Below are 22,535 nucleotides of genomic sequence, written 5' to 3'. Positions count from 1 at the left end.
CGCGCGGACCTAGAACCTGCCGGTGATATCGCCGCAACCAGGTTTGTTCACGCAATGTTCCTGTGTTATCGGTGAGTCTCGGAACTACATTAGACGGAAGCCGCTGAGGCGATCAGCGGCTGTTAGCGTTTCCGGAAAAGCATGGCCGAACAGCTCAATTTCATCCGCGTGCGCGGTGCGCGCGAGCACAACCTCAAAGACGTCAGCGTGGACATCCCACGGGGCGAGCTTGTGGTGCTCACCGGCCTATCGGGTTCGGGCAAGAGCTCGCTGGCGTTCGACACCATCTACGCTGAGGGCCAGCGGCGCTATGTCGAGAGCCTCTCGGCCTATGCGCGCCAGTTCCTCGAGCTGATGAGCAAGCCGGACGTGGACCTGATCGAGGGCCTCTCCCCGGCCATCTCGATCGAGCAGAAGACCACCAGCCGCAATCCGCGCTCCACCGTCGGCACGGTGACCGAGATCCACGACTACATGCGCCTGCTTTGGGCGCGGGTCGGGGTTCCGTACTCGCCGGCCACCGGCCTGCCGATCGAGAGCCAGACCGTCAGCCAGATGGTCGACAAGCTGACCGCCCTGCCTGAGGGCGAGCGGCTCTATCTGCTGGCCCCCGTCGTGCGCGGCCGCAAGGGCGAGTACCGCAAGGAAATCGCCGAGTGGCAGAAGGCTGGCTTCCAGCGGCTGAAGATCGACGGCGAGTTCTACCCGATCGAGGACGCACCGGCCCTCGACAAGAAATTCAAGCACGACATCGACGTGGTCGTGGACCGACTAGTGACCAAGGCCGGCATGGAGACCCGCTACGCCGACAGCCTGGAGACGGCGCTGCGGCTAGCCGACGGCATCGCGACCGCCGAGTGGGCCGACAAGGCCGAGGGCGAAGCCGAGCCCCGCCGCCTGATTTTCTCCGAGAAATTCGCCTGTCCGGTCTCCGGCTTCACGATCAGCGAGATCGAGCCGCGACTGTTCTCGTTCAACAATCCCTACGGCGCCTGCCCGGTTTGCGACGGCCTGGGCGCGAAGCTCGCCTTCGACGCCGACATGGTGGTGCCCGACAAGGAAAAGACCCTGCACAAGGGCGCCATAGCGCCCTGGGCGAAGGGCCCTTCGCCGCTCTACACCCAGACCTTGCAGGCGCTGGCCGGCCACTATGGCTTCTCCATGGACATGCCGTGGTGGAAGCTGCCCGAGGGCGCCAAGACCGTGGTGCTGTACGGATCGGGCAGCGAGAAGATCAAGTTCGTCTATGACGACAACGCCCGGAAGTACGAGGTCAACAAGACCTTTGAAGGCGTGCTGCCGAACCTGGAGCGCCGCTGGCGCGAAACCGACAGCTCGTGGGTGCGCGAGGAACTCGGCCGGTATCAGTCCGAAACCCCGTGCGAGGCCTGCGAAGGCTACCGCCTGAAGCCGGAAGCCCTGGCGGTGAAGATCGCCGGCCGGCACATCGGCGAGGCCAGCCGCCTGTCGATCCGCCATGCCGAGGAGTGGTTCACCGGCCTGGCGGACAGCCTCACCGAAAAGCAGATGGAAATCGCTCGGCGGATCTTGAAGGAGATCAACGACCGCCTGCGCTTCCTGGTCAATGTCGGCCTCGACTACCTGAATATGAGCCGCGCCTCAGGCACCCTGTCCGGCGGCGAGAGCCAGCGCATCCGCCTGGCCAGCCAGATCGGCTCGGGCCTGACCGGCGTACTCTACGTGCTCGACGAGCCGTCCATCGGCCTGCACCAGCGCGACAACACCCGACTGCTGGAAAGCCTCAAGGGCCTGCGCGACCTAGGCAACTCGGTCCTCGTCGTCGAGCACGACGAGGAGGCGATCATGACCGCAGACTATGTCATCGACATGGGACCGGCGGCCGGCGTCCACGGCGGCGAGATCATCGCCCAGGGCACGCCCCAGGACGTGATGGCCAACCCCAACAGCATCACCGGCCAGTATCTGTCGGGCGCGCGCGAGATCGAGATCCCGGAAGACCGCCGCCCGATCTCGAAGAAGAAGGTGCTGCGCGTCGTCGGGGCCACCGGCAACAACCTGAAGAACGTCACCGCCGAGATCCCGGCCGGGACCTTCACCTGCATCACCGGGGTGTCGGGCGGCGGCAAGTCCACCTTCACGATCGAGACGCTCTACAAGGCCGCGGCCCGCCGGCTGCACAACGCCTCCGACGCTCCGGCCCCGCACGAGCGGATCGAGGGCCTGGAGTTGTTCGACAAGGTCATCGACATCGACCAGTCGCCGATCGGGCGCACGCCGCGTTCGAACCCGGCGACCTACACCGGAGCCTTCCAGCCGATCCGCGACTGGTTCGCCGGCCTGCCGGAGTCGAAAGCGCGGGGCTATGGCCCGGGACGCTTCTCGTTCAACGTCAAGGGCGGCCGTTGCGAGGCCTGCCAGGGCGACGGCCTGATCAAGATCGAGATGCACTTCCTGCCGGACGTCTACGTCACCTGCGACGTCTGCCACGGCAAGCGCTACAACCGTGAAACGCTTGAAGTGCTGTTCAAGGGCAAGTCGATTTCCGACGTTCTGGACATGACCGTCGAGGAGGCCGCCGAGTTCTTCAAGGCCGTGCCGCCGGTCCGCGACAAGATGGATACGCTGAAGCGCGTCGGCCTTGGTTACGTCCAGGTCGGCCAGTCGGCGACCACCCTGTCGGGCGGCGAGGCGCAGCGGGTGAAGCTCAGCAAGGAGCTGTCGCGCCGGGCGACCGGCAAGACACTCTACATCCTCGACGAACCGACCACCGGCCTGCACTTCGAGGACGTGAAGAAGCTGCTTGAGGTGCTGCATGAGCTGGCCGACCAGGGCAACACCATGATCGTCATCGAGCACAACCTCGACGTGGTGAAGACGGCGGACTGGATCGTCGACTTCGGTCCCGAGGGCGGCGACGGCGGCGGTGAGATCGTCGCGCAGGGCACGCCCGAGCAGGTCGCCGCAAATTCGCACAGCTGGACCGGCCGCTATCTCGCCGAGATCCTCAAGAAGCAGGAAGAACGGCGAGGCGAGCGCCGCGCCAAGCTCCGGGCCTAGCGCCCGTCAAACAGAGGCAGGGTGTCGGGGGCCAGCGCGCCCTCGATCTCCAGCATCCGGAGCTTGGTGTCGGCCCCGCCCGGGGCCGAGAAGCCGCCCTTCTTGCCGCCCGCCGCGAGGATCCGGTGGCAGGGCACGACGATCGGCCAGGGATTGGCGCCCAGCGCTTGCCCGACCGCGCGTGAGAGGCTGAGATCCCCAAGCCGGCGGGCGATGTCGCCATAGGTCAGGGTCTGGCCCGGCGCAATGGCGCGGGAAATGGCGTAGACCTGCGCCGCCAGCGGCGCGATCTCGGCGTCGTCCAGCTTAACCTCCAGCAGGTCCCGCTTCTCGCCTGAGAGCAGCGCCTGCATGCCCTCGATCGCGGCGGCGACCTCGGTCGTCGGCTCCATCTCATGGGCGTTCGGATGCCGCCGGGCGAGCCTGGCGCACGGATCGCCGCCCTCGACGAGCGGCAGCATCACGCCGGTCAGGCCACGGGCGTTCCACGCGACGCCGCAAACGCCGATGGCGGTGTCGAAGAGGCAGAAGCCTTCAGTCATGGCTCGATCCTAGCATCGGGCCTGCATCACCGCTCGCGGCTTTCGGACTCCCACATGACAGCGGCTGATGGCGCTTGCATTCAAACGCCTGTTCGAAATAGCCTCGCCCTATACTTAAGACATTAGGGAGCTGCCCCATGATCCTTTACGGCGCGCCGATGCCGGCGCCGAACCCCCGCCGCGTGCGTATTTTCCTGGCCGAGAAGGGCGTCGATCTGCCTGAAACCACGGTCAACATGATGAAGCGCGAGCACAAGTCGTCGGAATTTCGCGCCAAGAACTCGATGGGTCAGCTGCCGGCGCTGGAGCTGGACGACGGCACCTGCATTTCCGAGACCGTGGCCATCTGCCGCTACTTCGAGGAGACCCATCCCGAGCCGCCGTTGTTCGGCCGCACGCCGGTCGAGAAAGCGCTGGTCGACCAGTGGATCCGGCGGGTCGAGTTCGCCGTGATGATGCCGGTGGGCAATTTCTGGCGCCACGCGCACCCCTACACCGCGGCTCTGCTGAACCAGTTCAAGGAGTTCGGGGAGTCCAACAAGGAGACCTATGTTGGGGCGCAGAAGTACCTGGACCGCGAGTTGGAAGGCCGTGAGTTCCTCGTCGGCGACAGCTACACAATGGCCGACATCTGCCTGCTCTCGACACTCGACTTCGCCGAATGGATCGGCCTGCCGGTCGAGGATGAGTTCAAGAACCTCAAAGCATGGCGCGAACGGGCGACCGCCCGTCCGAGCGCAGCTGCTTAAGGCCTAAGCCTTGGTGAGCTCCCGATAGGCCACGGCCGCGGGAGCCACCAGAACGGCGTAGTAGAACGCGTTCAGGAAGGCGCCAAAGATCGTGTAGGCGATCATCGGGACGGTGAAATAGGAGCCGACCGAACTGAGGTCGGGCGTGAAGATAGTCGCCACCGCGGCGATATCGCCGCCGGCCGCGATCGCAGCGATGGCCATGAAGATCACGGTCGCCAGCATCAGCACCACCACCACGCTGGCGATCGCCAGGGCATAGGCTCCGACCAGCTTCCAGAACTGGCCCTTGGTCAGGCGCCATGACTCGAAGACGGTGATCCGCTCCTCGGCGAAGGTCATCACCGGGGCCAGCGACAGACGCACGGCGGCGAAGAACAGCAGCCCCAGGAAGAACAGGCCGAGCGCGACGCCGATCACCGGCGATCCCATCACCGAATAGGCGACCCCCGCAGCGATGCCCCCGACCAGCACCACGGCCACGACCGCGAGCGCAGTGAGCAGGAAGTAGATCAGCGTCAGCACGGCCAGGCGCATCTCGTCCGAGCCGAGGCGCAGATAGCCGTAGCTCGACTCCGACGGGCGCAGGATGGCGCGATAGACCGCCGCGGCGAGCACCGCCTGCACGGCCAGGCCGGCCGGCAGCAGGATCGCGTACATCGGGGCCAAGGCCGCAAGGTTCTGAAGCGCGGCGGCCGGATCGGCGTCTGGACTGTTGGCGGCCGCTTCCAGCGCCATCAGGTCCTGACCGCCCATGGTCACCAGCAGAATAGGCATGAGGAAGCTGATGATCAGGTAGAACCCCGCCCAGATCAGCAGAATTCTCGGCTTCTCGCGGGTGATGCGGAAACCTTCAAAGGCGGCGTCAGTCGCCGAAAACGCGGTCATTTCAATCCCCAGGCCAGTCCTCGCTAATAACGAGTCGGCCGCTGTTTGGCTGCGGATTCTGGTGGTGCAGCCGCCCCCCCGCAAGGCCTAGCTCGCGAAGTCGTCGGAACGTTGCTAGTTAGTCACGCATGTCGATCCAACCTGTTCATATCGTCGGCGGGGGCCTGGCCGGTTCCGAGGCCGCTTGGCAAGTCGCCCAGGCCGGAGTTCCGGTCGTCCTGCATGAGATGCGTCCCGTCCGTAAGACCGACGCGCACCAGACCGACGGCCTGGCCGAACTGGTCTGCTCCAACTCGTTCCGCGCCGATGACTGGACGGGCAACGCTGTGGGCCTGTTGCACGCCGAGATGCGCAAGCTCGGTTCAATCATCATGGGCTGCGGCGACGCTCATCAGGTGCCCGCCGGCGGCGCCCTGGCCGTGGACCGTGACGGGTTCTCGCAGGCAGTCACAGCGCGCCTAGAGGCCCACCCGCTGGTAGCCATCGAACGCGAGGAAGTCGCCGGCCTGCCGCCGCCAGAGTGGGACAGCGTCATCGTGGCCACCGGTCCCCTCACCTCGCCCGCCCTGTCGGCCGCAATTCTGGAGCTGACCGGCGAAGGCGAGCTGGCCTTCTTCGACGCCATCGCCCCGATCGTGAACTTCGACTCGATCGACATGGACATCTGCTGGCGGCAGTCGCGCTACGACAAGGCCGGCCCGGCTGGCGACACCGCCGCCTACATCAACTGCCCGATGGACAAGGCCCAGTACGAGGCCTTCATCGACGCCCTGCTGGCCGGTCCGAAGTCCGAATTCAAGGACTGGGAGAACGTGCCCTATTTTGACGGCTGCCTGCCTATCGAGGTTATGGCTGAGCGCGGCCGCGAGACCCTGCGTCACGGCCCGATGAAGCCGGTCGGCCTGACCAATCCGCGCGATCCGGAGGTGAAGGCCCACGCAATCGTTCAGCTGCGCCAGGACAATGCCTTGGGCACCTTGTGGAACATGGTCGGCTTCCAGACCAAGCTGAAGCACGGCGCCCAGACCGACATCTTCCGGATGATCCCGGGCCTGGAGAAGGCGGTCTTCGCGCGCCTCGGCGGCCTGCACCGCAATACCTTCCTGAACAGCCCCAAGCTGCTGGACTCCCAGCTGCGCATGAAGAGCCAGCCGCGCCTGCGCTTCGCCGGCCAGGTGACCGGGGTCGAGGGTTATGTGGAGAGCGCCGCCATCGGCCTGCTCGCCGGCCGCTTTGCCGCCGCTGAGCGGCTGGGCAATCCCATCGAAGCTCCGCCCGCGACGACCGCGCTGGGCGCCTTGATCGGGCACATCACCGGCGGCCACATCGACGCCGGCAAGGGCTCGTTCCAGCCGATGAACATCAATTACGGCCTGCTGCCGCCGCTGGATGAGGCAGGGCCCAAGCGCCGCGAGGACGGTAGCCGCATCGGCTCCAAGGAGCGCGGCCGCAACAAGAAGCTGGCCATGGGCGAACGCGCCCTCGCCGACCTCGGCCACTGGGTCGAGGGCGCGCCGGCGATGGCGGCGGAGTAGCGGAACACCTCGGGGAGGAGCTTGAGCGGACTACAGCCTTCCGCTCAACGCCGCCCACAACAGCCGCGCCCGTGTCTCCAGCTCGGACGGCAGACGCCCCTTGGCGCGAAGCCGCGCCAAGGTCGCGTGCGCCACAGCCGGGAAAGCTGAGACAGACACGTTCTGCGCAGCGCCCAGCGCCTCGGTCAGCGCCGCCTGCGCCGCCTCGCCCTCCATGCCCGCCGTGCCCATCAGTCGGCCGATCGCCCAGGCTTCGCCGGCCCTCGCCACCTTGTCCAGATCGGTCGTGGGATCGAGCGTTAGGGCTGCGGCCTGCGCTGCTGCACCGCCGGTCCCCCGTGCCCATTCAAGGGCGTCGGCGAGGTTCATGGGCGCAGGATCGAGCTCCCGATAGCGGGCGTCGATCATCGTCTCCAGCGGTCCGCGCGGCAGGTTGCATCGGGCGATCGCAGCGGTCAGCGCCTGGGCGGTTGGATGGTGACGCGCCGGGCGGCCGCCATAGGCCTCATCGAGCACCTCGCGCCACCAGGTCAGCCGGATTTCGCCCATCAGCGCGTTGGACGCCACCTTCGGCGCGCGGCCGAGCTCATGGTCGAAGGCGTAGATCGCGATCACATCGGCGCGCGCCAACGGATCGGCGATGAATCGGCTGGACAGCCAGCGGTCGGGGTCGACGCGGTGGGTCTGGGCGTCGAGGTCGGAAGTGGCTTCGGGTTCGGACATCACTACAAATGCAAAAGGCCCGCCAGGTGAGGCGGGCCTTCCGATCTTAGACGGTTCGTCGGCTTAGCCGAAGATGGTCTGGTTCATCGTCATGGTGACCAGCATCGGCAGCGACAGCAGGGTGTTGGTGCGCGAGAACAGCATGGCCAGCTTGCCGGCCTTGGCTTTCGCGTCGGCGTCGCCTTCGACCAGACCCAGGGCGATTTTCTGGTTCGGCCAGATGAAGACCCAGACGTTGAAGAACATGATCGTCGCCAGCCACATACCGACGCCGATGAAGGTGTGCTGCGGCACCGTGAAGCCGTCCAGCGCGCCCAGCGTGAAGGCCTGCACCAGGTAGCCGCGGTTGAAGGCCAGGATCACGCCCATGATCCAGGTGGCGAGCGCCGCGTAGCGGAACCAGAACAGCGCCTCGGGCGCGATGTACTTGGAGACCGCCGGCTTCAGCTCGGCCGGAATGTCCGGCATTTTCCGGATCTGGACGAAGTTGAAGTAGTACAGCAGGCCGATCCACAGGATGCCGAAGAAGGTGTGCAGCCAGCGGAACACGGCTTGCCAGAAGATCAGGTCGGTGGAGCCGTAGTGGCTCATGTAGCCCGCGATCATGATAAGCGCGAGAATGAAGCTCACGATCATGGTGTTGCGGAAATTCGATAGTAGTCCGGACATGACTCAAGCCCCTCGCGATTCCAGCCCTAGGCGCTTGGATATAGGCCGTTTCGTCCGGGGACGATAGCTAAGCTAGACCGCAATCAACGCAGCGGCGAGCTTGCGGCCTTCGGCGGTGAGGATGTTGTAGGTCCGGCAGGCCGTAGGAGTGTCCATGAACTCCAGGCCGATCCCTGCGCGCTGCAGGGCCTCGCGCACCGCCCGCGGCGGCAGCGCGTTGGCCGCGCCGGCGCCCAGCAGCACGAATTCGACCTCACCGCGGCCGGCCTCGATGATCTCCGCGAAGTGCTCGGGCGAGAGCTCGGCCATGGACCGGACCGGCCAGGGCCGAGCTTCGTCGCGCAGGATCAGCAGCGAACCCTCGTGACGGCCCGTGGAGAGGCGGAAGCCGCCGTCTCCATAGGTGTCGATCTGAGGCGCGTCGCGAGCCATGGCGCGCCCCTAGCGGGCGGCCATGGGCTTGAGCGGCTCGGCCGGCTCGTCGCCGCGCTTCACACCCCAGAGCAGGATGATCGGCAGGGCCACGTAGATCGACGAGTAGGTGCCAACGATGATGCCGAACACCATAGTCACGACCAGCGGCAGCAGCACCGGTCCGCCGAAGAACAGCGCGCCGGACAGGGCCAGGATCGCCGTCGAACCGGTGATCAGGGTCCGCGACAGACGCTCGTTCTCGGAGCGGTTGATGACCTCGCCCAACGGTGCGGTCTTGTACTTGCGCAGGTTCTCGCGGAGCCGGTCGAAGGTGATGACCTTCTCGTTCATCGAGTAGCCGATCACGGTCAGGAGCGCCGCGATGGAGGTCATCGAGAACTCGAGGTGCGTGAACGACAGCATGCCGAGGGTCAGCAGGACGTCGTGGAAGACGCCCACCACCGCGCCGAAGCCGAACTGCAGCTGGAAGCGGAACCAGATGTACAGCAGCATCAGGAACACCGCGACGCCGAGGGCCATGAAGCCGCCCTGCATCAGCTCGCCCGAGACCTTCGGTCCGACGACTTCCACCTTCTTGAAGGTGATGCCGGGGAAGGTCTTGGTCAGCTCGGCCTTGATGCGGTCAGCGCCCTCGACGGGGTTCACGCCATCCGCGGTGCGGAAGCGCAACATGGCGCCGTTGGGGGCGCCGAGTTGTTGGACCTGCGCGTCTTCGCCGCCGACCCGCATCATGGTCTGACGCAGCTTGCCGATGTCGGCGGGGCCTTTGGTCTGCACCTCGATCATCGAACCGCCGATGAAGTCGATGCCAAGGTTCAGGCCCTTGGTGAAGAACGAGGCGCCGGAGAGGACGATCAGGATCGCCGAGAAGATCGCCGCATAGGGCGCCAGTCCCACGAAGTTGAAGTGGAACTCGCGCGGCAGCAGTCGGATCAGAGGCCACATGTTCTGAACCCTATACGATCGGCAGCGCCTTCGGCCGAGTGGTGCGGAACCACCAGCCGATAAGCACTTGAGTGATGACGACAGCCGTGAACACCGAGGTGACGACGCCGATGAGCAAGGTCCAGGCGAAGCCGCGGATCGGGCCCGAGCCGAACTGGAACATGATCAGCGCTGAGATCGCGCTGGTGATGTTGGCGTCCATGATCGAGACCAGGGCGCGGGAATAGCCATGCTCCAGCGCCGATATGGGTGAGCGTCCCGCGTGCGCTTCGTCGCGTATCCGTTCGTAGATCAGCACGTTGGCGTCGACCGCCACGGCCAATGTCAGGATCAGACCGGCGATGCCGGGGAAGGTCAATGTCGCCTGCGTGAACGACATAATTCCCAGGATCAACAGCACGTTCACCACCAGGGCGATAGCCGCGAAGAAGCCGAACAGGCCGTAGGCGAGGATGATGAAGACGATGATCGCCACGCCGCCAATGGCCAGCGAGAGGATGCCCGCCTTCACGGCGTCGGCGCCGAGTTCGGCTCCGACGGTCGACTGCTGCTCCACCTTCAGCGGCGCAGGCAAGGCGCCGGCGCGCAGCAGGATGGCGAGGTCGTTGGCGCTCTGCGGCGTAAAGCTGCCGCTGATCTGGCCGCTGCCGCCGGTGATCGCGCTCTGGATGACCGGAGCAGAGATCACCTTGCCGTCGAGCACGATCGCGAAGCGTTTGCCGATATTTTGAGCCGTGGCGTCGCCGAAGCGGCGCGCGCCTTGTCCGTTGAAGCGGAACGACACGACCGGTTGGCCGGTCTGCTGCTCGAACGACTGCTGGGCGTCGGTCAGCATCTCGCCGGTGACCAGCGCGCGCTTCTTGACCAGGACTGCAGGCGTGTAGCCGTCCTCGCTGGGCAGCAGTTCGGAGCCCGGCGGGATACGGCCAGCCATAGCTTCTTCGAGGCTGACGCTGTCGTCGACCATCTGGAACGTCAGCTTGGCGGTCTTGCCGATGACGGCGCGCAGACGGCTCGGATCGCTTTCGCCGGGAGCCTGGACGACGATGCGGTTCACGCCCTGACGGACGATAGTCGGTTCGCGGGTGCCAAGTTCGTCGATCCGGCGACGCAGGATCTCGATCGACTGGTCGACCGCGCGGCCGGCCTCGGCGTTCATGGCGTCCTGCGACAGCGACAGGCGGATACGGCCGCCGCCATCAGAGGTGATGCTGACGCCGCTGGGCCCGCCGCCGGCAGTCGGGGCTGCGACTGCGGCGCGCAGCTTGTTGATCGCCAGATTGGTCTGCGCCGGGTCGTTGATGAGGACGCTAACCTCGCCGTTGACCTCGCGCAGCTCGGCGAAGGCGATCTTCTCCTCGCGCAGCTGAGTGCGGACATCTTCCAGCAGATTGGTCAGTCGCTCCTTCTTGAGCGCCGCCGTATCCACTTCGAGCAGCAGGTGCGAACCGCCCTGCAGGTCGAGGCCAAGATTGAGCGTCTGCTTGGGCATGAAGCCAGGCAGGTTCTCGCGGACGTCTGCCGGGAGCAGGTTCGGCAGCGTGAACAGCACGCCGAAGATCGCCGCGAATACGACGGCGATCACCTTCCAGCGCGAAAGATTCATCATGAGAAGGTCGAGCCCTTAGGCCTTGGAGTCGTTGGCCGGAGCCGGTTCGCCGCGGACGCGGACCTCGGCGATCATACCCTTGACCACCTTGACGGTGACCCCTTGAGCGATCTCAAGGCCGACTTCCTTGTCTTCCACGCGCACGACCTTGCCGATCACGCCCGAGTTCAGAACGACTGTGTCGTTCCGCTTCAGGTTGGTGATCATGCTTTGGTGCTGCTTCATCCGCCGTTGCTGCGGGCGGATCATCAGGAAGTAGAACAGCACCACGAGGCCGACGAGCGGCAGAAACTGGATCAGCATGTCCTGCGGGCCGCCGGTAGCGGCGCCTGCGGCGGTCTGTGCGAAGGCGGGAGTGGCGAACATGGCGCTCCGAAGCTCATAAAGTCGGGCGCGTCTCGGCCCGGATTTCAAGTCGGCGGAAGCTATGCGCTGCGTCTTCGTTTTGCAATGGAAGCCCTGTGCCGCTAAGCACCGCAGGCATGGAAGACGCGCTAAAATCGATCCTCACCCGCATCGCTGAAGCCCTGGAACGCCTGGCGCCGCCATCCAAGGTAGCCCCCGCCTTCGCCGGCGCGCGTCTCTTCCGTCACGATCCCGAGACCGGCGGCTTCCATTCCGCGCCCGACTATCCGCTGCCGCTCGATTCTCTGCTGGGGGTCGATCGCCAGAAATCCCGCTTCGTGGAGAACCTCGAACGCTTCGCCCGCGGCGTGCCCTACAACCACGCCCTGCTGTGGGGCGTGCGCGGCACCGGCAAGAGCTCGCTGGCCAAGGCCGCCTTCATGGAGGTGGTCAAGACGAACGCGGACCTGAAGCTGGTCGAGGTCGACCGCGACCAGGTCACCGCCTTGCCCGCCCTGTTCGACGTGTTGCGTGGGCGCGACGAGCGCTTCGTGGTGCTCTGCGACGACCTCTCGTTCGAAGAAGGCGCAGCGGCCGCCAAGGCGCTCAAGTCGGCGCTCGAAGGCGGCGTCTCCGGCCCGCCGGCCAACGTGATGTTCGTGGCGACCTCCAACCGCCGCCACCTGATGCCGCGCACCAACACCGAGGACCGCGGCCTCGTCGCCTCGGCCGAGGACGCCGAGGAGGAGGTCAGCGTCTCCGACCGCTTCGGCCTGTGGGTCGGCTTCCCGCCGATGGACCAGGCGACCTATCTCGCCGCCGTGAACGCCTACGCGCAGCGGTATGGGCTGGCCGATCCGGAGCTCGACCGCCGAGCCCTGCAATGGGCGCAGCTGCGCGGCTCACGCTCGGGCCGCGTCGCCTACCAGTTCATCCGCGACCTGGCTGGCGAACAAGGCAAGCCGCTGCCGTTGTAGGCGACCTCGAGCGGAAGGCGGGGCGCCCTACTTCGGCAAGACCAGCTTGGGATCGACCGGACGCGCACGATCCTGCGGCGTCGGGGCGTAGCGGACCTCGAAGTGCAGCTGCGATTCGGTGACGCCGCCGGTCGCGCCGGCCTGGCCGATCTGCTGCCCCTGCACGACCTTCTGCTGCATCTTCACGTCGACTCGCGACATGTGGCCGTAGGCGGTGACCCAGCCGTCGGTATGCTTGATCAGCACCAGATTGCCGAAGCCGGGCACCTGGTCGCCGGCATAGACCACGTCGCCGGCGGCGGCGGCGCGAACCGCCTCGCCCATCGGCGAGCGAATATTGATGCCGTCGTTGCGCTGGCCGGTCCCCTTGGGCCCGAAATCGGAGACCATGTCGCCGCGCACCGGCCAGATGAACCGACCGCGTCCGAAGCTGGAAATTTGCGCGTCGCTGGGCGTCGAGCCGGCCGCGAGCGGCGGTGTAGGCGTCGGCGCAGTCGGCGTGGGCGTGGTGGCGGGCGGCATCGGACGGGTGGTCGGCGGCGGAACCGGACGCGTGACGGGCGGCGGGACTGGGGTTGGCGTGGGCGCCGGGGCCGGGGCCGGAGTCTCGCGCGGGGGCATGGCCGGCCGCACCGGCGGCAGGGCCGGCTCAGTCCGCGGCGGGCTCGCCTGCGGCGTCGGCGCGGCAGGCGGCGGTGAATACGGCGGGGTGTAGGGCGGCGTCGCGGGCGGCGTGTACGGCGCCGGAGCCGGCTTCGGCTTGGGCGCCGCCACCTCTTCGCGGATCGGACCGCGATCGCGGTAGCCAGCCGGCAGGATCACCTGGCGTCCCGCCTTGATCGGCGCACCGACCTTGAGGCCGTTGGCCTCGGCCAGCGCCTTCTGGGTGACGCCAAAGCGCTTGGCGATCATGGCCAGGGTGTCGCCCTGGTCGGCGACATAGGCCTTGGCCTTGGTGGGCGGGCCCTTCAGGACCTGCCCCGGCTGCAACGCATAGGGGGCCTTGAGCTTGTTGTCGTCCGCCAGGTCCTTGCGCGTGGTGTCCAGATCGCGGGCGATGGCGTCGAGATTGTCGCCCTTCTTGACGGTGTAGGACCGCGGCTTGCCCGTAGTGTCGACCACCTTGCCGGTGACCTTGCGCACGGTGGTGGTGGCGGCCGGCTCCTCGACCTCTTCAGCGGCCGGCGGTGGCGGGGTCGGACGCGTGGCGCGCGGCGGGGTCGGCGGCGTCTGGGCGGCGAGTTGTTCGTTCAGACTGGAGGTGGCCGCCGGAACTCGGGTGCGGACCACGGTCGGGCCCTTGTCCTTGTAGCCTTCCGGCAGCAGCAGCTTCTGCCCGGCGCTGAGCGGCGCGTTGACGTCGCGGTCGTTCGCCTCGGCGATGGCGGCGGGTGTCACGCTGAACCGACGGGCGATGGCGAACAGGGTGTCGCCCTGCCCCACCACATAAGCCTTGGCGCTTCCGACCTTCGGGCCCTTCAACGTCTGGCCGGGCTTCAGGGCGTAGGGCGATTTGAGATTGTTGGCCTCGGCCAATTCTTTGCGGTCGACGCCGAGCTTGCGGGCGATGGCGTCGAGGTTGTCGCCCTTCTTGACGGTGTACTGCTTGGCCGGGCCGGCGGTCTCCACGACCTTCCCGGCCACCGTGGCGCGGGTGACGGTCTGTGTGGCCGGCGGAGGCGGCGGGGCCGGCTGGCTGACTGGGGGCGGCGAAGTGGTGGTGGTCGGCGGCGGCAGCGGACGGGCCGGCTGAATGGTCGGCAGCGGCGCGGAATCCACGGGCGCAGTCGGCCGGGCTTCCGGAGCCGCCTCCTGGCTCGCAGCGGCCGGCGGCTGTGTGATCGGAGCAGGCTGGCTAGGCGAGGGACTGGGACGAACAGGATAGCTCGGGCGCACAGGCTCGACCGTCGTGCAGGCGGTCAGCGCCGTGCCGGCCAGGAGAAACAGAACAGTGCGCGGAAGAAAAAGCGTCATCGCCGCTCCGGGGGAGATTTGGATCGGAATCAGTCGAGGCGTCAGGGTTAATGATGGGTTACGGCCGACACCGAAGCCAACCCAATTAGTCGCACCTCACGGCTCCTTGGCGACGCCGTCGAGCAGAGGAACGAAGCGGACGTCGGTCATGACTTCGGCCCTGAAGCCCCCCTCCCCGTCACCGAGATAGCGGATCAGCTTCTGAACGGGTCCCCGTCCGACTGGTGCGACGAGGATGCCCGAGGGCTTCAGTTGCGAAAGCAGGGCCTTGGGCTCATCCGGCGCCGCCGCCGTGACCAAAATGCGGTCAAAAGGCGCCTGCTCGGGCCAACCCTGGCCGCCGTCGCCGAAGCGGGTGATGACGTTGGTCAGCCCCAGTTGCTTGAAGCGCCCCTCGGCCTCGCCCATCAGGGTGCGGTAGCGCTCGACCGTGTAAACCAGCCGGGCCAGCTTGGAGAGGATAGTAGTCTGGTAGCCGGAACCGGTGCCGATCTCTAGCACGCGCGCCCGCGGTTCGACCTGCAGCGCCTGGGTCATCAGTCCTACGATGAACGGCTGGCTGATCGTCTGTCCGCAGGCGATCGGCAGAGCCGAATCCTCGAAGGCCCTTTCCTTGAAGAGGTCCGGGGTGAAGATCTCACGCGGAGTGGACTCCAGTGCGTTCAGCACCGATGCCTGAGTGACGCCCTGAGAGCGCAAGGCCAGGATCAGCCGCGCGAGTTGCTCGTCCCGCCCATTTTCGTCGCTCTCGTGTTTGGCCATGTGCGCCTTCAGGCCTTCGGCGGCGCGCCCCCGAGCACGCCTTTCAGGCGATGAACGGTTTCGGCGTGAGTCAGGTCGATATGCAAGGGGGTGACAGAAATCTTACCGTCGTAAATGGCCCGCAGGTCCGTTCCCTCGGCCGGCTGCGACAATTCGCTGCGGAAGCCCATCCAATAGTAATCACGGTTACGCAGGTCGGTCCGCTTTTCAGCGTGGCGCACGGCCACGTCGCGGAAGGTCTGGCGGGTGACCTCCACCTCGGTGATCTCGTCCGGCAGCCGCGAGGGGAAATTGACGTTCATCACCACGTCCTTGGGCCAGCCGATTTCCACCAGCCGCCGCACGATCCCCGGCCCGAAGCGCTCGGAAGGCTCGAACATGCCCTGCCCGTCGATCAGCGGCCAGCCCGTTTGCGAGAGGGCGATTGAGGGGATGCCCAGGGCCATGCCCTCGATGGCGCCAGCGACGGTGCCCGACAGCGTCACGTCCTCGGCCAGGTTGGCGCCGCGATTGACGCCCGACAGCACCAGGTCCGGGCGCAGGCCGCCCATCAGCTCGGTCACCGCCAGCATCACGCAGTCGGTCGGCGTGCCGGTCGTGGCGTAGCGCCGCTCGTCCAGCCGCCGCACCCGCACGGGATCAGCCAGGGTCAAGGCGCGGCTAGCGCCGGATTGCTCGTATTCCGGCGCACAGATCCAGATGTCGTCGGTCAGCTCGCGGGCGATGTTCTCCAGGGCCACCAGGCCCTCAGCATGGATGCCGTCATCGTTGGTGAGGAGAATCCTCATTCGCCACCAATGTGGGTCAGGCCAGGCAGATAGCGGTGCAGCGCCTGCGGAATGGCGATGCGGCCCTGCTCGTCCTGATAGTTCTCCATCACCGCGACCAGGGTGCGACCGACAGCAAGGCCAGAGCCGTTCAGGGTGTGGAGGTAGCGGGTGCCCTTCTCGCCAGCCTTCTTGGTGCGGGCGTCCATCCGCCGGGCCTGGAAGTCGCCGCAGTTCGAGCAGGAGCTGATCTCTCGATAGCGGCCTTCCGACGGAATCCACACCTCGAGGTCGTAGGTCTTGCGGGCGCCGAAGCCCATGTCGCCGGCGCAGAGCAGCATGGTTCGGTGCGGGAGCTCCAAGGCCTTCAGCACGGCCTCGGCGCAGCCAACCATTCGCTGGTGCTCGGCCTCGGACTCCTCCGGCGTGGTGATCGAGACCAGTTCGACCTTGTAGAACTGGTGCTGGCGGATCATGCCGCGGGTGTCGCGCCCCGAGGCGCCGGCCTCGGCGCGGAAGCTGGGCGTCAGCGCCGTGAGGCGCAGGGGCAGCTCCTCCTCCGCGGTGATCTGCTCACGCACGAGGTTGGTCAGCGAGACCTCAGCGGTGGGGATCAACCAGCGGACGTCAGCCTCATCAAGCTTCTCCAGCTCAAGCGCGTGAGCGGTCTGGGCGCCCGGGAAGGCCACGAACTGGTCGTCGGCGAACTTCGGAAGCTGGCCGGTGCCAAACATCGCCTTGGTCCGCACCATCAGCGGCGGCGAGACCTCGGTGTAGCCATGCTCCTGGGTCTGCATGTCGAGCATGAACTGGCCCAGGGCCCGTTCGAGCCGGGCCAGTTGGCCCTTCAGCACCGTGAAGCGCGCGCCGCTCATCCGGGCGGCGGCTTCGAAGTCCATCAGGCCGAGGGCCTCGCCGAGGTCAACGTGGTCCTTGGGATTGGCGATCGCATTGGGTTCGCCCCACCGCCGGACCTCGACATTATCGTTCTCGTCGGCGCCCTCGGGGACGTCGGGCATGGGCAGGTTCGGCAGCGACGCCAGCAAGTTCTGGAGTTCGCCTGAGACGAGCCCCTCGAGCTCGGCCTGTTCGGCCAGCACGGTCTTGAACTGCTCGACCTCGGCCATGAGGCGCTGGGCCTCGGACTCGTCCTTCTTGGCCTTGGCCTGGCCGATCAGCTTGGAGGCTTCGTTGCGGCGGCTCTGAGCGGTCTCGAGGGCGAGCTTGGCGGCGCGCAGCTTGGCGTCCAGCTCCACGGCCTGGGCGGCGGCGCCGGATCGTCCCTTCGCAGCCCATGCTTTCTCGTAAAGCTCGGGGGTTTCGCGAATGGCTCGGATGTCGTGCATGGGTCCGCCGCAGGTGGGAATGAGCGGACTTCTCTAGAGCGCGTTGGTTAGCGGGCCAACCCCTCCTCAGGGGGGCTCAGGTGAAACTCTAGACCGCCACGATGTCCTGGCCGGCCTCCTCATCCTCGCGCTTGCGGCGCGCTTCGATGATGCGCACGCACCAGATCGAAGCCTCGTAGAGCAGGATGATCGGCACGGCGAGCATGGTCTGGCTGATCGGATCGGGCGGGGTCACCACCGCGGCGACCACGAAGACCCCGACGATCGCATAGCGTCGCCCGGCCGCTAGAGCCTTAGACGACACGATCCCGGCCATGCCCAGCAAGGTCAGCACCACCGGCAGCTGGAAGCAGAGCCCGAAGGCCAGCAGCAGGGTCGTGACCAGGCTCAGATAGTCGGAGACCTTCGGCAGCAGTTCGACCGTCACCGAGGCGTCGCCGACGATTTGCTGCGACAGCGAAAACCACAGCACGAAGGGCAGAATAACGTAATAGACCAGCGCCGCGCCCGTCAGGAACAAGGTCGGCGAGGCGATCAGGAACGGGATGAACGCCTTGCGCTCGCGCTTATAAAGGCCAGGCGCCACGAAGCTGTAGATCTGCCAGGCCAGCACCGGGAAGGTGACCACCACCGCGCCGAAGCCGGCGAGCTTCAGCTTGGTGAAGAAGAATTCCAGAGGCGCGGTGAAGACCAGCTTCAGCTTCTCTGCGCCCGCCGCGTCCGGAACTTCGCGCAAACCGACCAGGGCCAGGAACAGGTCCTTGGTTCCAGACAGGAACCGCATCGGCTCGAAGCCGCTGGCCTGGTGGGCGTGCGCCGCCTGGTCCGCCGCGAGCAACTGGGCTGCAATGGCGAACGGATGCAGCAGGAACATGTAGATCTGCTTGGAGAAGCCGAAGCAGAGCGCAAACCCCAGCGCCATCGCCACGACGCAGATGATCAATCGCGAACGCAGCTCGATCAGGTGATCCAACAGCGGCGCGCGGGAGGCCTCGATGTCGGCCTCATCGTAGTTATGGGGATCGCTCACGCCTTGGCTCCGGCCTTGGCGCGCGGCTTCGCTGCGGACTTCGGCTTTTCAGCGGACGCCTTTGCTTTTGCAGCCGTTTCCGCCTTCGGCTTGGCCGCGCGCGGCGCTTTCGGCTTGGGCGCCTCGGCGACCGGCGCCTCGACCACAGTTTCGTCCGCGGCGGGCTCGGCCGGCGCGTCGTACTGGTGGCTCATCGGCGGATGAAACTGGACGTTGGAGCCTTCCAGGCTGTCGCCGATCTCCTTGAAGACCTGGTCGACCTGAGCCTTGGAGGCGTCGGCCGCGGCGATGTCGGACAGCTGGCCGCGGCGCATGGCCTCGACCTCCTTGCGCAACTCGTCGAGCTCGGACTGGCGCGCCATCTCATCGAAGCTGGCACGGAACTCGTTGGCCATTCCACGCACCTTGGCCGTGAACTGGCCGAGCTTGCGCAGCATGATGGGCAGGTCCTTGGGACCCACGACGATCAGGGCGACCGCCGCGATGACCAGAAGTTCAAGCCCGCCGATATCGGGAAGCATTCGTGAGGCAGCCTAGACGTAAGAGCCCGCGCCGATCGGAACCGGCGCGGGCGAAACCTTTGGGGAAGACGGCGCGATCAGCTGCGCGCTTCGTCCTTCTCGCGCTCCGGGAGCGGCTTGGAAGCGTCGGCGGTGGTGGTCGGCTCATCCTTCAGGCCGTCGCGGAAGGCGCGGATGCCCTTGGCGGCGTCGCCCATGATGCCTGACAGTTTGCCGCGACCGCCGAACATCAGCGCCACGACGACCAGAACGATCAGCCAATGCCAAATCGAAAATGAGCCCATAAGGCCAAACTCCTTAACGTCGGCGGCCGACCTCGGCCGCGCGCCCGCCCTTGTTCAAGTCGAATATAGTCGTTCGCGCTACAAGACGCCAACGCGTCCTAGTGCGCCGGATCGTCTCCGCCCAGGAAATCTGTATGGAACTCGGGCGCCTCGTCGTCCAGCGGGTCTTCCTCGATCATTCCCAGCGCCGCTGGGTTCGGAACGTTGAAGTCCGGCGGCAAGTCGAGACTCAGCAGCCCCGCCGCCTTCATCTCCGCCACCCCCGGCAAATCGCCGAGATTGGCCAAGCCGTAGTGCTCGAGGAACGCCTCGGTGGTGCCATAAGTGACTGGTCGCCCCGGCGTACGGCGCCGGCCGCGCATCCGCACCAGGCCTAGCTCCAGCAGGACGTCCAGGGTTCCACGGCTGGCCTGCACGCCGCGCACCGACTCGATCTCCGCGCGCGTGACCGGCTGGTGGTAGGCAATGATCGCCAGGGTCTCCTGCGCGGCCTTGGAGAGCCGGCGCGGCTCCTCGCGCTCCTCGGTCATCAGGAAGGCTAGGTCCTCGGCAGTCTGAAAACGCCAGCGCCCGGCCACGCAGGCCAGTTCGACGCCTCGGCCCGCATAGCGCTCCTGCAGCAGGGCGATCGCGCCCTCGACATCCGCATTGGCCGGCAACCGCTTGGCCAGATCCTCCAGGCTCAGCGGCCCGGCGGCGGCGAACAATAAGGCCTCGACCTGGCGGGCGGCAGTCTGGGTCACGGCCGCAGCTCCTTGCGGGCGCGCAGATAGATGTCGGTGAAGGCCTCGAGCTGGCGGGTCTCCAGCGCCCCTTCCTTGACCAGCTCCAGGCTGGCCGAGAGCGTAGACGCTACATAGGAGGCCTGGCTTGGCCCCTCCCCTGTCGGACGCAGCGGCGCGACCCCGGTCAGCGGCGTCCAACGGCCCAGATCGGGCAGCATCTCGCGCAGGCGGTCGCGGGCGTCTTCCAGCGGATAGGCCTGCTGAACTCGCGGGGTGTAGTGGCGCCCCTGCTCCTTGCGGCGCTGGTCGATATAGGCGCTCATCAGGCCGTAGAGGTCTCCCTCCAGCCGTGTCGATGGAATGACCTTGATCGCCTCAGGATCTCCACGCACGAACACTTCGCGGCCGAGCTGGGCGGCGTCTTTCAGAGTGTCTGCGGCCTTGCGCATGGCGTCGAGCTTGGCCAGTCGGAACGCCAGTTGGGCGGCCATTTCCTCGGCGGGCGGCTCCTCGGCCTTGGGCCGCTCAGGCTTGGGCAGCAGCAGCCGGGACTTCAGGTAGGCCAGCCAGGCCGCCATCACGAGATAGTCGGCCGCCAGGCTGAAACGAACCCGCCGCGCCTGCTGAACGAACGAGAGATACTGCTCGGCCAGCCGGGTGATCGAAAGCTGGAGCAGGTCGACCTTCTGATTGCGGGCCAGGGCCAGCAGGACATGCAGCGGCCCTTCATAGCCGTCGATGTCGATAACCAGCGCCTCACCGTCCTCGGCCGCGGTGTTGGCCGCGTCGAAATCGAGATTGGGCTGGAAGACGTTCATGCGAACCGTCCCTCGAACGCCGCGTCGAATCGGGCGCGCGCCTCGCCAATGTCGAATGGTTCGGCGACCTTGGCCAGACGGCCGAGGGCGGCCGAGGCGCGCCGCGCGGCCGGGCCGGACAGGCGCTTGGTCCCGCCGATCACCGCCTGCATCTCGGCCATGTCGCCATTGCAGTGCAGGACCACGTCGCAGCCGGCCGCCAGCGACAGCCGCGCGCGGTCGGCGAACTCGCCGCCCAGCGCCTTCATGGAAAGATCGTCGCTCATCACCAGGCCGTCGAAGCCGATGGCTCCGCGAACCACCTCGCGCATCGCCTTCTTCGAGGTCGTGGCGGGCCGCTTGGGATCGACTGCGGTGTAGACCACGTGCGCGGTCATCGCCATCGGCATGTCCGACAGCATCTTGAACGGCGCAAAGTCCCAGGCGTCGAGCTCGTCATACGGCGTCTCGACTACCGGCAGGTCGAGGTGGCTGTCGGCCATCGCCCGGCCGTGTCCGGGAATGTGCTTGATGACCGGCAGCACCCCGCCAGCGATCAGGCCCTCGCAGGCCGCGCGGCCCATCAGCGCCACGCCCGCAGGCGTCTTGGCGTAGGCGCGGTCGCCGATCACGTCGTGGGCGCCTTCTACCGGCACGTCCAGCACCGGAACGCAGTCGACGTTGATGCCCAGGGCCGCCAGATCGTAGGCCAGCAGTCGCGCACCGAGCCGGGTGATCTCCCGGCGCAGCAGCGGGTCGTTGGCCGACAGTTCCCCATAGGCCCGGCCCGGCGGATAGCGGCGCCAGTGCGGCGGCCCCAGACGCTGGACGCGGCCGCCCTCTTGGTCGATCAGCACCGGAGCGTCCGGCCGATCGACCGTCGCGCGCAGTTCATCAACCAGGCGCCGGACCTGATCAGGCGTGTCGATGTTGCGCGCGAAGAGGATGAACCCCCACGGCTGCACGTCGCGGAAGAAGGCCTGTTCCTCGCGGGACAGGCTTAGGCCCGAGCAGCCGAGGATCGCGGCGTGGGTCACTTCACGAAGCAGTTCTTACCGGCCGCCTTCAGCTTGTCGCAGAAGGCGGACGCGTCGGCGCGGCTGGCGAAGCCGGTCACCTGGGTGCGGTAGAGCGTGGAGGATCCCTTCTGGACCGCCTCGACCTTCTTGCCCTTGCCGGCGCCGCCGGAGGTCTTGACGGCCTTCGACCATTCACTGTCGGCCAGGGCCTGGGACGAGAAGGCTCCGATCTGCACGGCGGCCGCACCGCCGGTCGGCTTGGGAGCTGCGGCCAGGGCCTGATCGATGGACTTCGGCGCAGGAGTCGCGGGCTTAGCGGGCGGCGCAACCACCTTGGTCGCCGGTGTAGCGGCGACCAGCGGCGGCGGCTGCACGGCCGGCTTCAGCGCGCCGGCGGCCGGCGCGGCCGGAGCGGCGGCCAGGGGAGCCGCCGAAATCGGCGCGGTCGGGGCCGGACGCGGCGGCGGCACAGCCACAGTGGGCCTCGCCTGCGGCTGTTCAGGCGGCGCGGTGAAGTTCGGGGAGGCCGGGGCGGCCTCCCCGTTCTCGGACTGGTAGATTTGCAGGCCGGCAGCGGGGTCGGCGGGCTGGGCTTCTGCCGGCGGCGGGCCCTTCATCTCGGCGACCGGTTCACCGACGGTGCGCGGCGGCTGGCCCGCTTCGCGCACGCCGGAGCGGTAGAACATGAAGATGGCGACCACCAGCGCGATCAGGACGAGCGCGCTGAGTATCAACATCACGGGCGCGGGACCTCCGCCGCGCACCGGCTGGCGCGCATCGAAGGAGAGCGGCGCGTCGGTCGGCGGCGTATAGGCGCCACGATCGGGGTCGGACATGGAAGGCTCCGAAGAAGT

The 22,535-nt window shown here is 67.0% G+C and carries 23 protein-coding genes; 4 read left to right on the top strand and 19 right to left on the bottom strand.

Translation table 11 applies throughout. From position 1 onward, the window contains the following. Window positions 1-141 precede the first annotated feature (141 nt). A complete protein-coding gene (gene uvrA / locus AC1DQJ_RS01550; RefSeq protein WP_477599567.1) occupies window positions 142-3,039 on the top strand; it encodes an excinuclease ABC subunit UvrA in 2,898 nt (965 codons plus the stop codon). Here uvrA and AC1DQJ_RS01545 read toward each other — a convergent pair. Then, a complete protein-coding gene (locus AC1DQJ_RS01545) occupies window positions 3,036-3,581 on the bottom strand; it encodes a methylated-DNA--[protein]-cysteine S-methyltransferase (protein ID WP_477599565.1) in 546 nt (181 codons plus the stop codon). The two genes, uvrA and AC1DQJ_RS01545, sit on opposite strands and share 4 nt — an antisense overlap. 137 nt (window positions 3,582-3,718) lie before the next feature. Here AC1DQJ_RS01545 and AC1DQJ_RS01540 point away from each other — a divergent pair, with 137 nt between their 5' ends. Further along, a complete protein-coding gene (locus AC1DQJ_RS01540; protein ID WP_477599563.1) occupies window positions 3,719-4,330 on the top strand; it encodes a glutathione S-transferase family protein in 612 nt (203 codons plus the stop codon). A gap of 3 nt (window positions 4,331-4,333) precedes the next feature. On the opposite strand, the gene AC1DQJ_RS01535 is transcribed toward AC1DQJ_RS01540, so the two are convergent. Then, entirely contained in the window at window positions 4,334-5,218 is an 885-nt protein-coding gene (locus tag AC1DQJ_RS01535) for a hypothetical protein (protein WP_477599561.1), read from the bottom strand. A gap of 128 nt (window positions 5,219-5,346) precedes the next feature. Between AC1DQJ_RS01535 and trmFO the strand changes: the two genes are divergently transcribed. Then, the gene (gene trmFO, locus AC1DQJ_RS01530) at window positions 5,347-6,753 is read left to right on the top strand and encodes a methylenetetrahydrofolate--tRNA-(uracil(54)-C(5))-methyltransferase (FADH(2)-oxidizing) TrmFO (RefSeq protein WP_477599559.1); all 1,407 of its coding nucleotides are present in this window, start codon (window positions 5,347-5,349) and stop codon (window positions 6,751-6,753) included. Window positions 6,754-6,783: 30 nt separating this feature from the next. Here trmFO and AC1DQJ_RS01525 read toward each other — a convergent pair whose 3' ends face one another. The 6 genes from AC1DQJ_RS01525 to yajC form a co-directional block, all read right to left on the bottom strand. Continuing rightward, window positions 6,784-7,476, bottom strand: coding sequence for a squalene/phytoene synthase family protein (locus AC1DQJ_RS01525; RefSeq protein ID WP_477599557.1), 693 nt, complete (start codon window positions 7,474-7,476; stop codon window positions 6,784-6,786). Window positions 7,477-7,539: 63 nt separating this feature from the next. Continuing rightward, window positions 7,540-8,145 (bottom strand): urate hydroxylase PuuD, encoded by a 606-nt coding sequence (locus tag AC1DQJ_RS01520; RefSeq protein ID WP_477599555.1) that lies wholly within the window; start codon window positions 8,143-8,145, stop codon window positions 7,540-7,542. A gap of 72 nt (window positions 8,146-8,217) precedes the next feature. Then, the gene (locus AC1DQJ_RS01515) at window positions 8,218-8,577 is read right to left on the bottom strand and encodes an Mth938-like domain-containing protein (protein WP_477599553.1); all 360 of its coding nucleotides are present in this window, start codon (window positions 8,575-8,577) and stop codon (window positions 8,218-8,220) included. A gap of 9 nt (window positions 8,578-8,586) precedes the next feature. After that, window positions 8,587-9,525 carry a protein translocase subunit SecF gene (gene secF / locus AC1DQJ_RS01510; protein ID WP_477599551.1) on the bottom strand — a complete coding sequence of 313 codons (939 nt, stop codon included), beginning with the start codon at window positions 9,523-9,525 and terminating at the stop codon, window positions 8,587-8,589. Between the two features lie 10 nt (window positions 9,526-9,535). Next, complete coding sequence (gene secD / locus AC1DQJ_RS01505) at window positions 9,536-11,134, bottom strand: protein translocase subunit SecD (protein ID WP_477599549.1); 1,599 nt, start codon at window positions 11,132-11,134, stop codon at window positions 9,536-9,538. 15 nt (window positions 11,135-11,149) lie between these two features. Next, a complete protein-coding gene (yajC, locus tag AC1DQJ_RS01500; protein ID WP_477599735.1) occupies window positions 11,150-11,437 on the bottom strand; it encodes a preprotein translocase subunit YajC in 288 nt (95 codons plus the stop codon). Between the two features lie 179 nt (window positions 11,438-11,616). Between yajC and AC1DQJ_RS01495 the strand changes: the two genes are divergently transcribed. Further along, on the top strand, window positions 11,617-12,456 hold the full coding sequence (locus AC1DQJ_RS01495) for an ATP-binding protein (protein WP_477599733.1): 840 nt from the start codon (window positions 11,617-11,619) through the stop codon (window positions 12,454-12,456). A 27-nt stretch (window positions 12,457-12,483) separates the two neighbouring features. Here AC1DQJ_RS01495 and AC1DQJ_RS01490 read toward each other — a convergent pair whose 3' ends face one another. From AC1DQJ_RS01490 to ftsN, 11 genes are all read right to left on the bottom strand, one after another. Then, window positions 12,484-14,430 (bottom strand): LysM peptidoglycan-binding domain-containing protein, encoded by a 1,947-nt coding sequence (locus AC1DQJ_RS01490; protein ID WP_477599547.1) that lies wholly within the window; start codon window positions 14,428-14,430, stop codon window positions 12,484-12,486. A 96-nt stretch (window positions 14,431-14,526) separates the two neighbouring features. Continuing rightward, the gene (locus AC1DQJ_RS01485) at window positions 14,527-15,192 is read right to left on the bottom strand and encodes a protein-L-isoaspartate(D-aspartate) O-methyltransferase (RefSeq protein ID WP_477599545.1); all 666 of its coding nucleotides are present in this window, start codon (window positions 15,190-15,192) and stop codon (window positions 14,527-14,529) included. A gap of 8 nt (window positions 15,193-15,200) precedes the next feature. Further along, window positions 15,201-15,980 carry a 5'/3'-nucleotidase SurE gene (surE, locus tag AC1DQJ_RS01480; RefSeq protein WP_477599543.1) on the bottom strand — a complete coding sequence of 260 codons (780 nt, stop codon included), beginning with the start codon at window positions 15,978-15,980 and terminating at the stop codon, window positions 15,201-15,203. Then, entirely contained in the window at window positions 15,977-17,305 is a 1,329-nt protein-coding gene (gene serS / locus AC1DQJ_RS01475; protein WP_477599541.1) for a serine--tRNA ligase, read from the bottom strand. Before serS ends, surE begins: the two co-directional genes overlap by 4 nt. 88 nt (window positions 17,306-17,393) lie before the next feature. Further along, window positions 17,394-18,335 carry a twin-arginine translocase subunit TatC gene (gene tatC, locus AC1DQJ_RS01470; RefSeq protein WP_477599539.1) on the bottom strand — a complete coding sequence of 314 codons (942 nt, stop codon included), beginning with the start codon at window positions 18,333-18,335 and terminating at the stop codon, window positions 17,394-17,396. Continuing rightward, the gene (gene tatB, locus AC1DQJ_RS01465; RefSeq protein ID WP_477599537.1) at window positions 18,332-18,856 is read right to left on the bottom strand and encodes a Sec-independent protein translocase protein TatB; all 525 of its coding nucleotides are present in this window, start codon (window positions 18,854-18,856) and stop codon (window positions 18,332-18,334) included. The genes tatC and tatB overlap by 4 nt, the downstream gene beginning before the upstream one ends. A 77-nt stretch (window positions 18,857-18,933) precedes the next feature. Then, window positions 18,934-19,140, bottom strand: a complete 207-nt coding sequence (locus AC1DQJ_RS01460; RefSeq protein WP_477599535.1) for a twin-arginine translocase TatA/TatE family subunit — start codon at window positions 19,138-19,140, stop codon at window positions 18,934-18,936. A 98-nt stretch (window positions 19,141-19,238) separates the two neighbouring features. After that, entirely contained in the window at window positions 19,239-19,883 is a 645-nt protein-coding gene (scpB, locus tag AC1DQJ_RS01455) for an SMC-Scp complex subunit ScpB (RefSeq protein WP_477599533.1), read from the bottom strand. Next, the gene (locus tag AC1DQJ_RS01450) at window positions 19,880-20,683 is read right to left on the bottom strand and encodes a segregation and condensation protein A (protein ID WP_477599531.1); all 804 of its coding nucleotides are present in this window, start codon (window positions 20,681-20,683) and stop codon (window positions 19,880-19,882) included. Before AC1DQJ_RS01450 ends, scpB begins: the two co-directional genes overlap by 4 nt. Continuing rightward, on the bottom strand, window positions 20,680-21,699 hold the full coding sequence (gene nagZ / locus AC1DQJ_RS01445; RefSeq protein ID WP_477599529.1) for a beta-N-acetylhexosaminidase: 1,020 nt from the start codon (window positions 21,697-21,699) through the stop codon (window positions 20,680-20,682). The genes AC1DQJ_RS01450 and nagZ overlap by 4 nt, the downstream gene beginning before the upstream one ends. Continuing rightward, on the bottom strand, window positions 21,696-22,517 hold the full coding sequence (ftsN, locus tag AC1DQJ_RS01440; protein ID WP_477599528.1) for a cell division protein FtsN: 822 nt from the start codon (window positions 22,515-22,517) through the stop codon (window positions 21,696-21,698). Before ftsN ends, nagZ begins: the two co-directional genes overlap by 4 nt. Window positions 22,518-22,535: the final 18 nt, after the last annotated feature.

The sequence above is a fragment of the Phenylobacterium sp. P4_E10 genome (assembly GCF_056401675.1).
Note: the sequence above shows the minus strand (reverse complement) of the source record. Positions and strands in the feature narration are given on the sequence as shown.

What these genes read in the sequence shown, in the direction of transcription:
- uvrA (WP_477599567.1), top strand. Translation starts at nt 142, where the DNA reads ATGGCCGAACAGCTCAATTTCATCCGCGTGCGCGGTGCGCGCGAGCAC.
- AC1DQJ_RS01545 (WP_477599565.1), bottom strand. Translation starts at nt 3,581, where the DNA reads ATGACTGAAGGCTTCTGCCTCTTCGACACCGCCATCGGCGTTTGCGGC.
- AC1DQJ_RS01540 (WP_477599563.1), top strand. Translation starts at nt 3,719, where the DNA reads ATGATCCTTTACGGCGCGCCGATGCCGGCGCCGAACCCCCGCCGCGTG.
- AC1DQJ_RS01535 (WP_477599561.1), bottom strand. Translation starts at nt 5,218, where the DNA reads ATGACCGCGTTTTCGGCGACTGACGCCGCCTTTGAAGGTTTCCGCATC.
- trmFO (WP_477599559.1), top strand. Translation starts at nt 5,347, where the DNA reads ATGTCGATCCAACCTGTTCATATCGTCGGCGGGGGCCTGGCCGGTTCC.
- AC1DQJ_RS01525 (WP_477599557.1), bottom strand. Translation starts at nt 7,476, where the DNA reads ATGTCCGAACCCGAAGCCACTTCCGACCTCGACGCCCAGACCCACCGC.
- AC1DQJ_RS01520 (WP_477599555.1), bottom strand. Translation starts at nt 8,145, where the DNA reads ATGTCCGGACTACTATCGAATTTCCGCAACACCATGATCGTGAGCTTC.
- AC1DQJ_RS01515 (WP_477599553.1), bottom strand. Translation starts at nt 8,577, where the DNA reads ATGGCTCGCGACGCGCCTCAGATCGACACCTATGGAGACGGCGGCTTC.
- secF (WP_477599551.1), bottom strand. Translation starts at nt 9,525, where the DNA reads ATGTGGCCTCTGATCCGACTGCTGCCGCGCGAGTTCCACTTCAACTTC.
- secD (WP_477599549.1), bottom strand. Translation starts at nt 11,134, where the DNA reads ATGATGAATCTTTCGCGCTGGAAGGTGATCGCCGTCGTATTCGCGGCG.
- yajC (WP_477599735.1), bottom strand. Translation starts at nt 11,437, where the DNA reads ATGCTGATCCAGTTTCTGCCGCTCGTCGGCCTCGTGGTGCTGTTCTAC.
- AC1DQJ_RS01495 (WP_477599733.1), top strand. Translation starts at nt 11,617, where the DNA reads ATGGAAGACGCGCTAAAATCGATCCTCACCCGCATCGCTGAAGCCCTG.
- AC1DQJ_RS01490 (WP_477599547.1), bottom strand. Translation starts at nt 14,430, where the DNA reads ATGACGCTTTTTCTTCCGCGCACTGTTCTGTTTCTCCTGGCCGGCACG.
- AC1DQJ_RS01485 (WP_477599545.1), bottom strand. Translation starts at nt 15,192, where the DNA reads ATGGCCAAACACGAGAGCGACGAAAATGGGCGGGACGAGCAACTCGCG.
- surE (WP_477599543.1), bottom strand. Translation starts at nt 15,980, where the DNA reads ATGAGGATTCTCCTCACCAACGATGACGGCATCCATGCTGAGGGCCTG.
- serS (WP_477599541.1), bottom strand. Translation starts at nt 17,305, where the DNA reads ATGCACGACATCCGAGCCATTCGCGAAACCCCCGAGCTTTACGAGAAA.
- tatB (WP_477599537.1), bottom strand. Translation starts at nt 18,856, where the DNA reads ATGCTTCCCGATATCGGCGGGCTTGAACTTCTGGTCATCGCGGCGGTC.
- AC1DQJ_RS01460 (WP_477599535.1), bottom strand. Translation starts at nt 19,140, where the DNA reads ATGGGCTCATTTTCGATTTGGCATTGGCTGATCGTTCTGGTCGTCGTG.
- AC1DQJ_RS01450 (WP_477599531.1), bottom strand. Translation starts at nt 20,683, where the DNA reads ATGAACGTCTTCCAGCCCAATCTCGATTTCGACGCGGCCAACACCGCG.
- ftsN (WP_477599528.1), bottom strand. Translation starts at nt 22,517, where the DNA reads ATGTCCGACCCCGATCGTGGCGCCTATACGCCGCCGACCGACGCGCCG.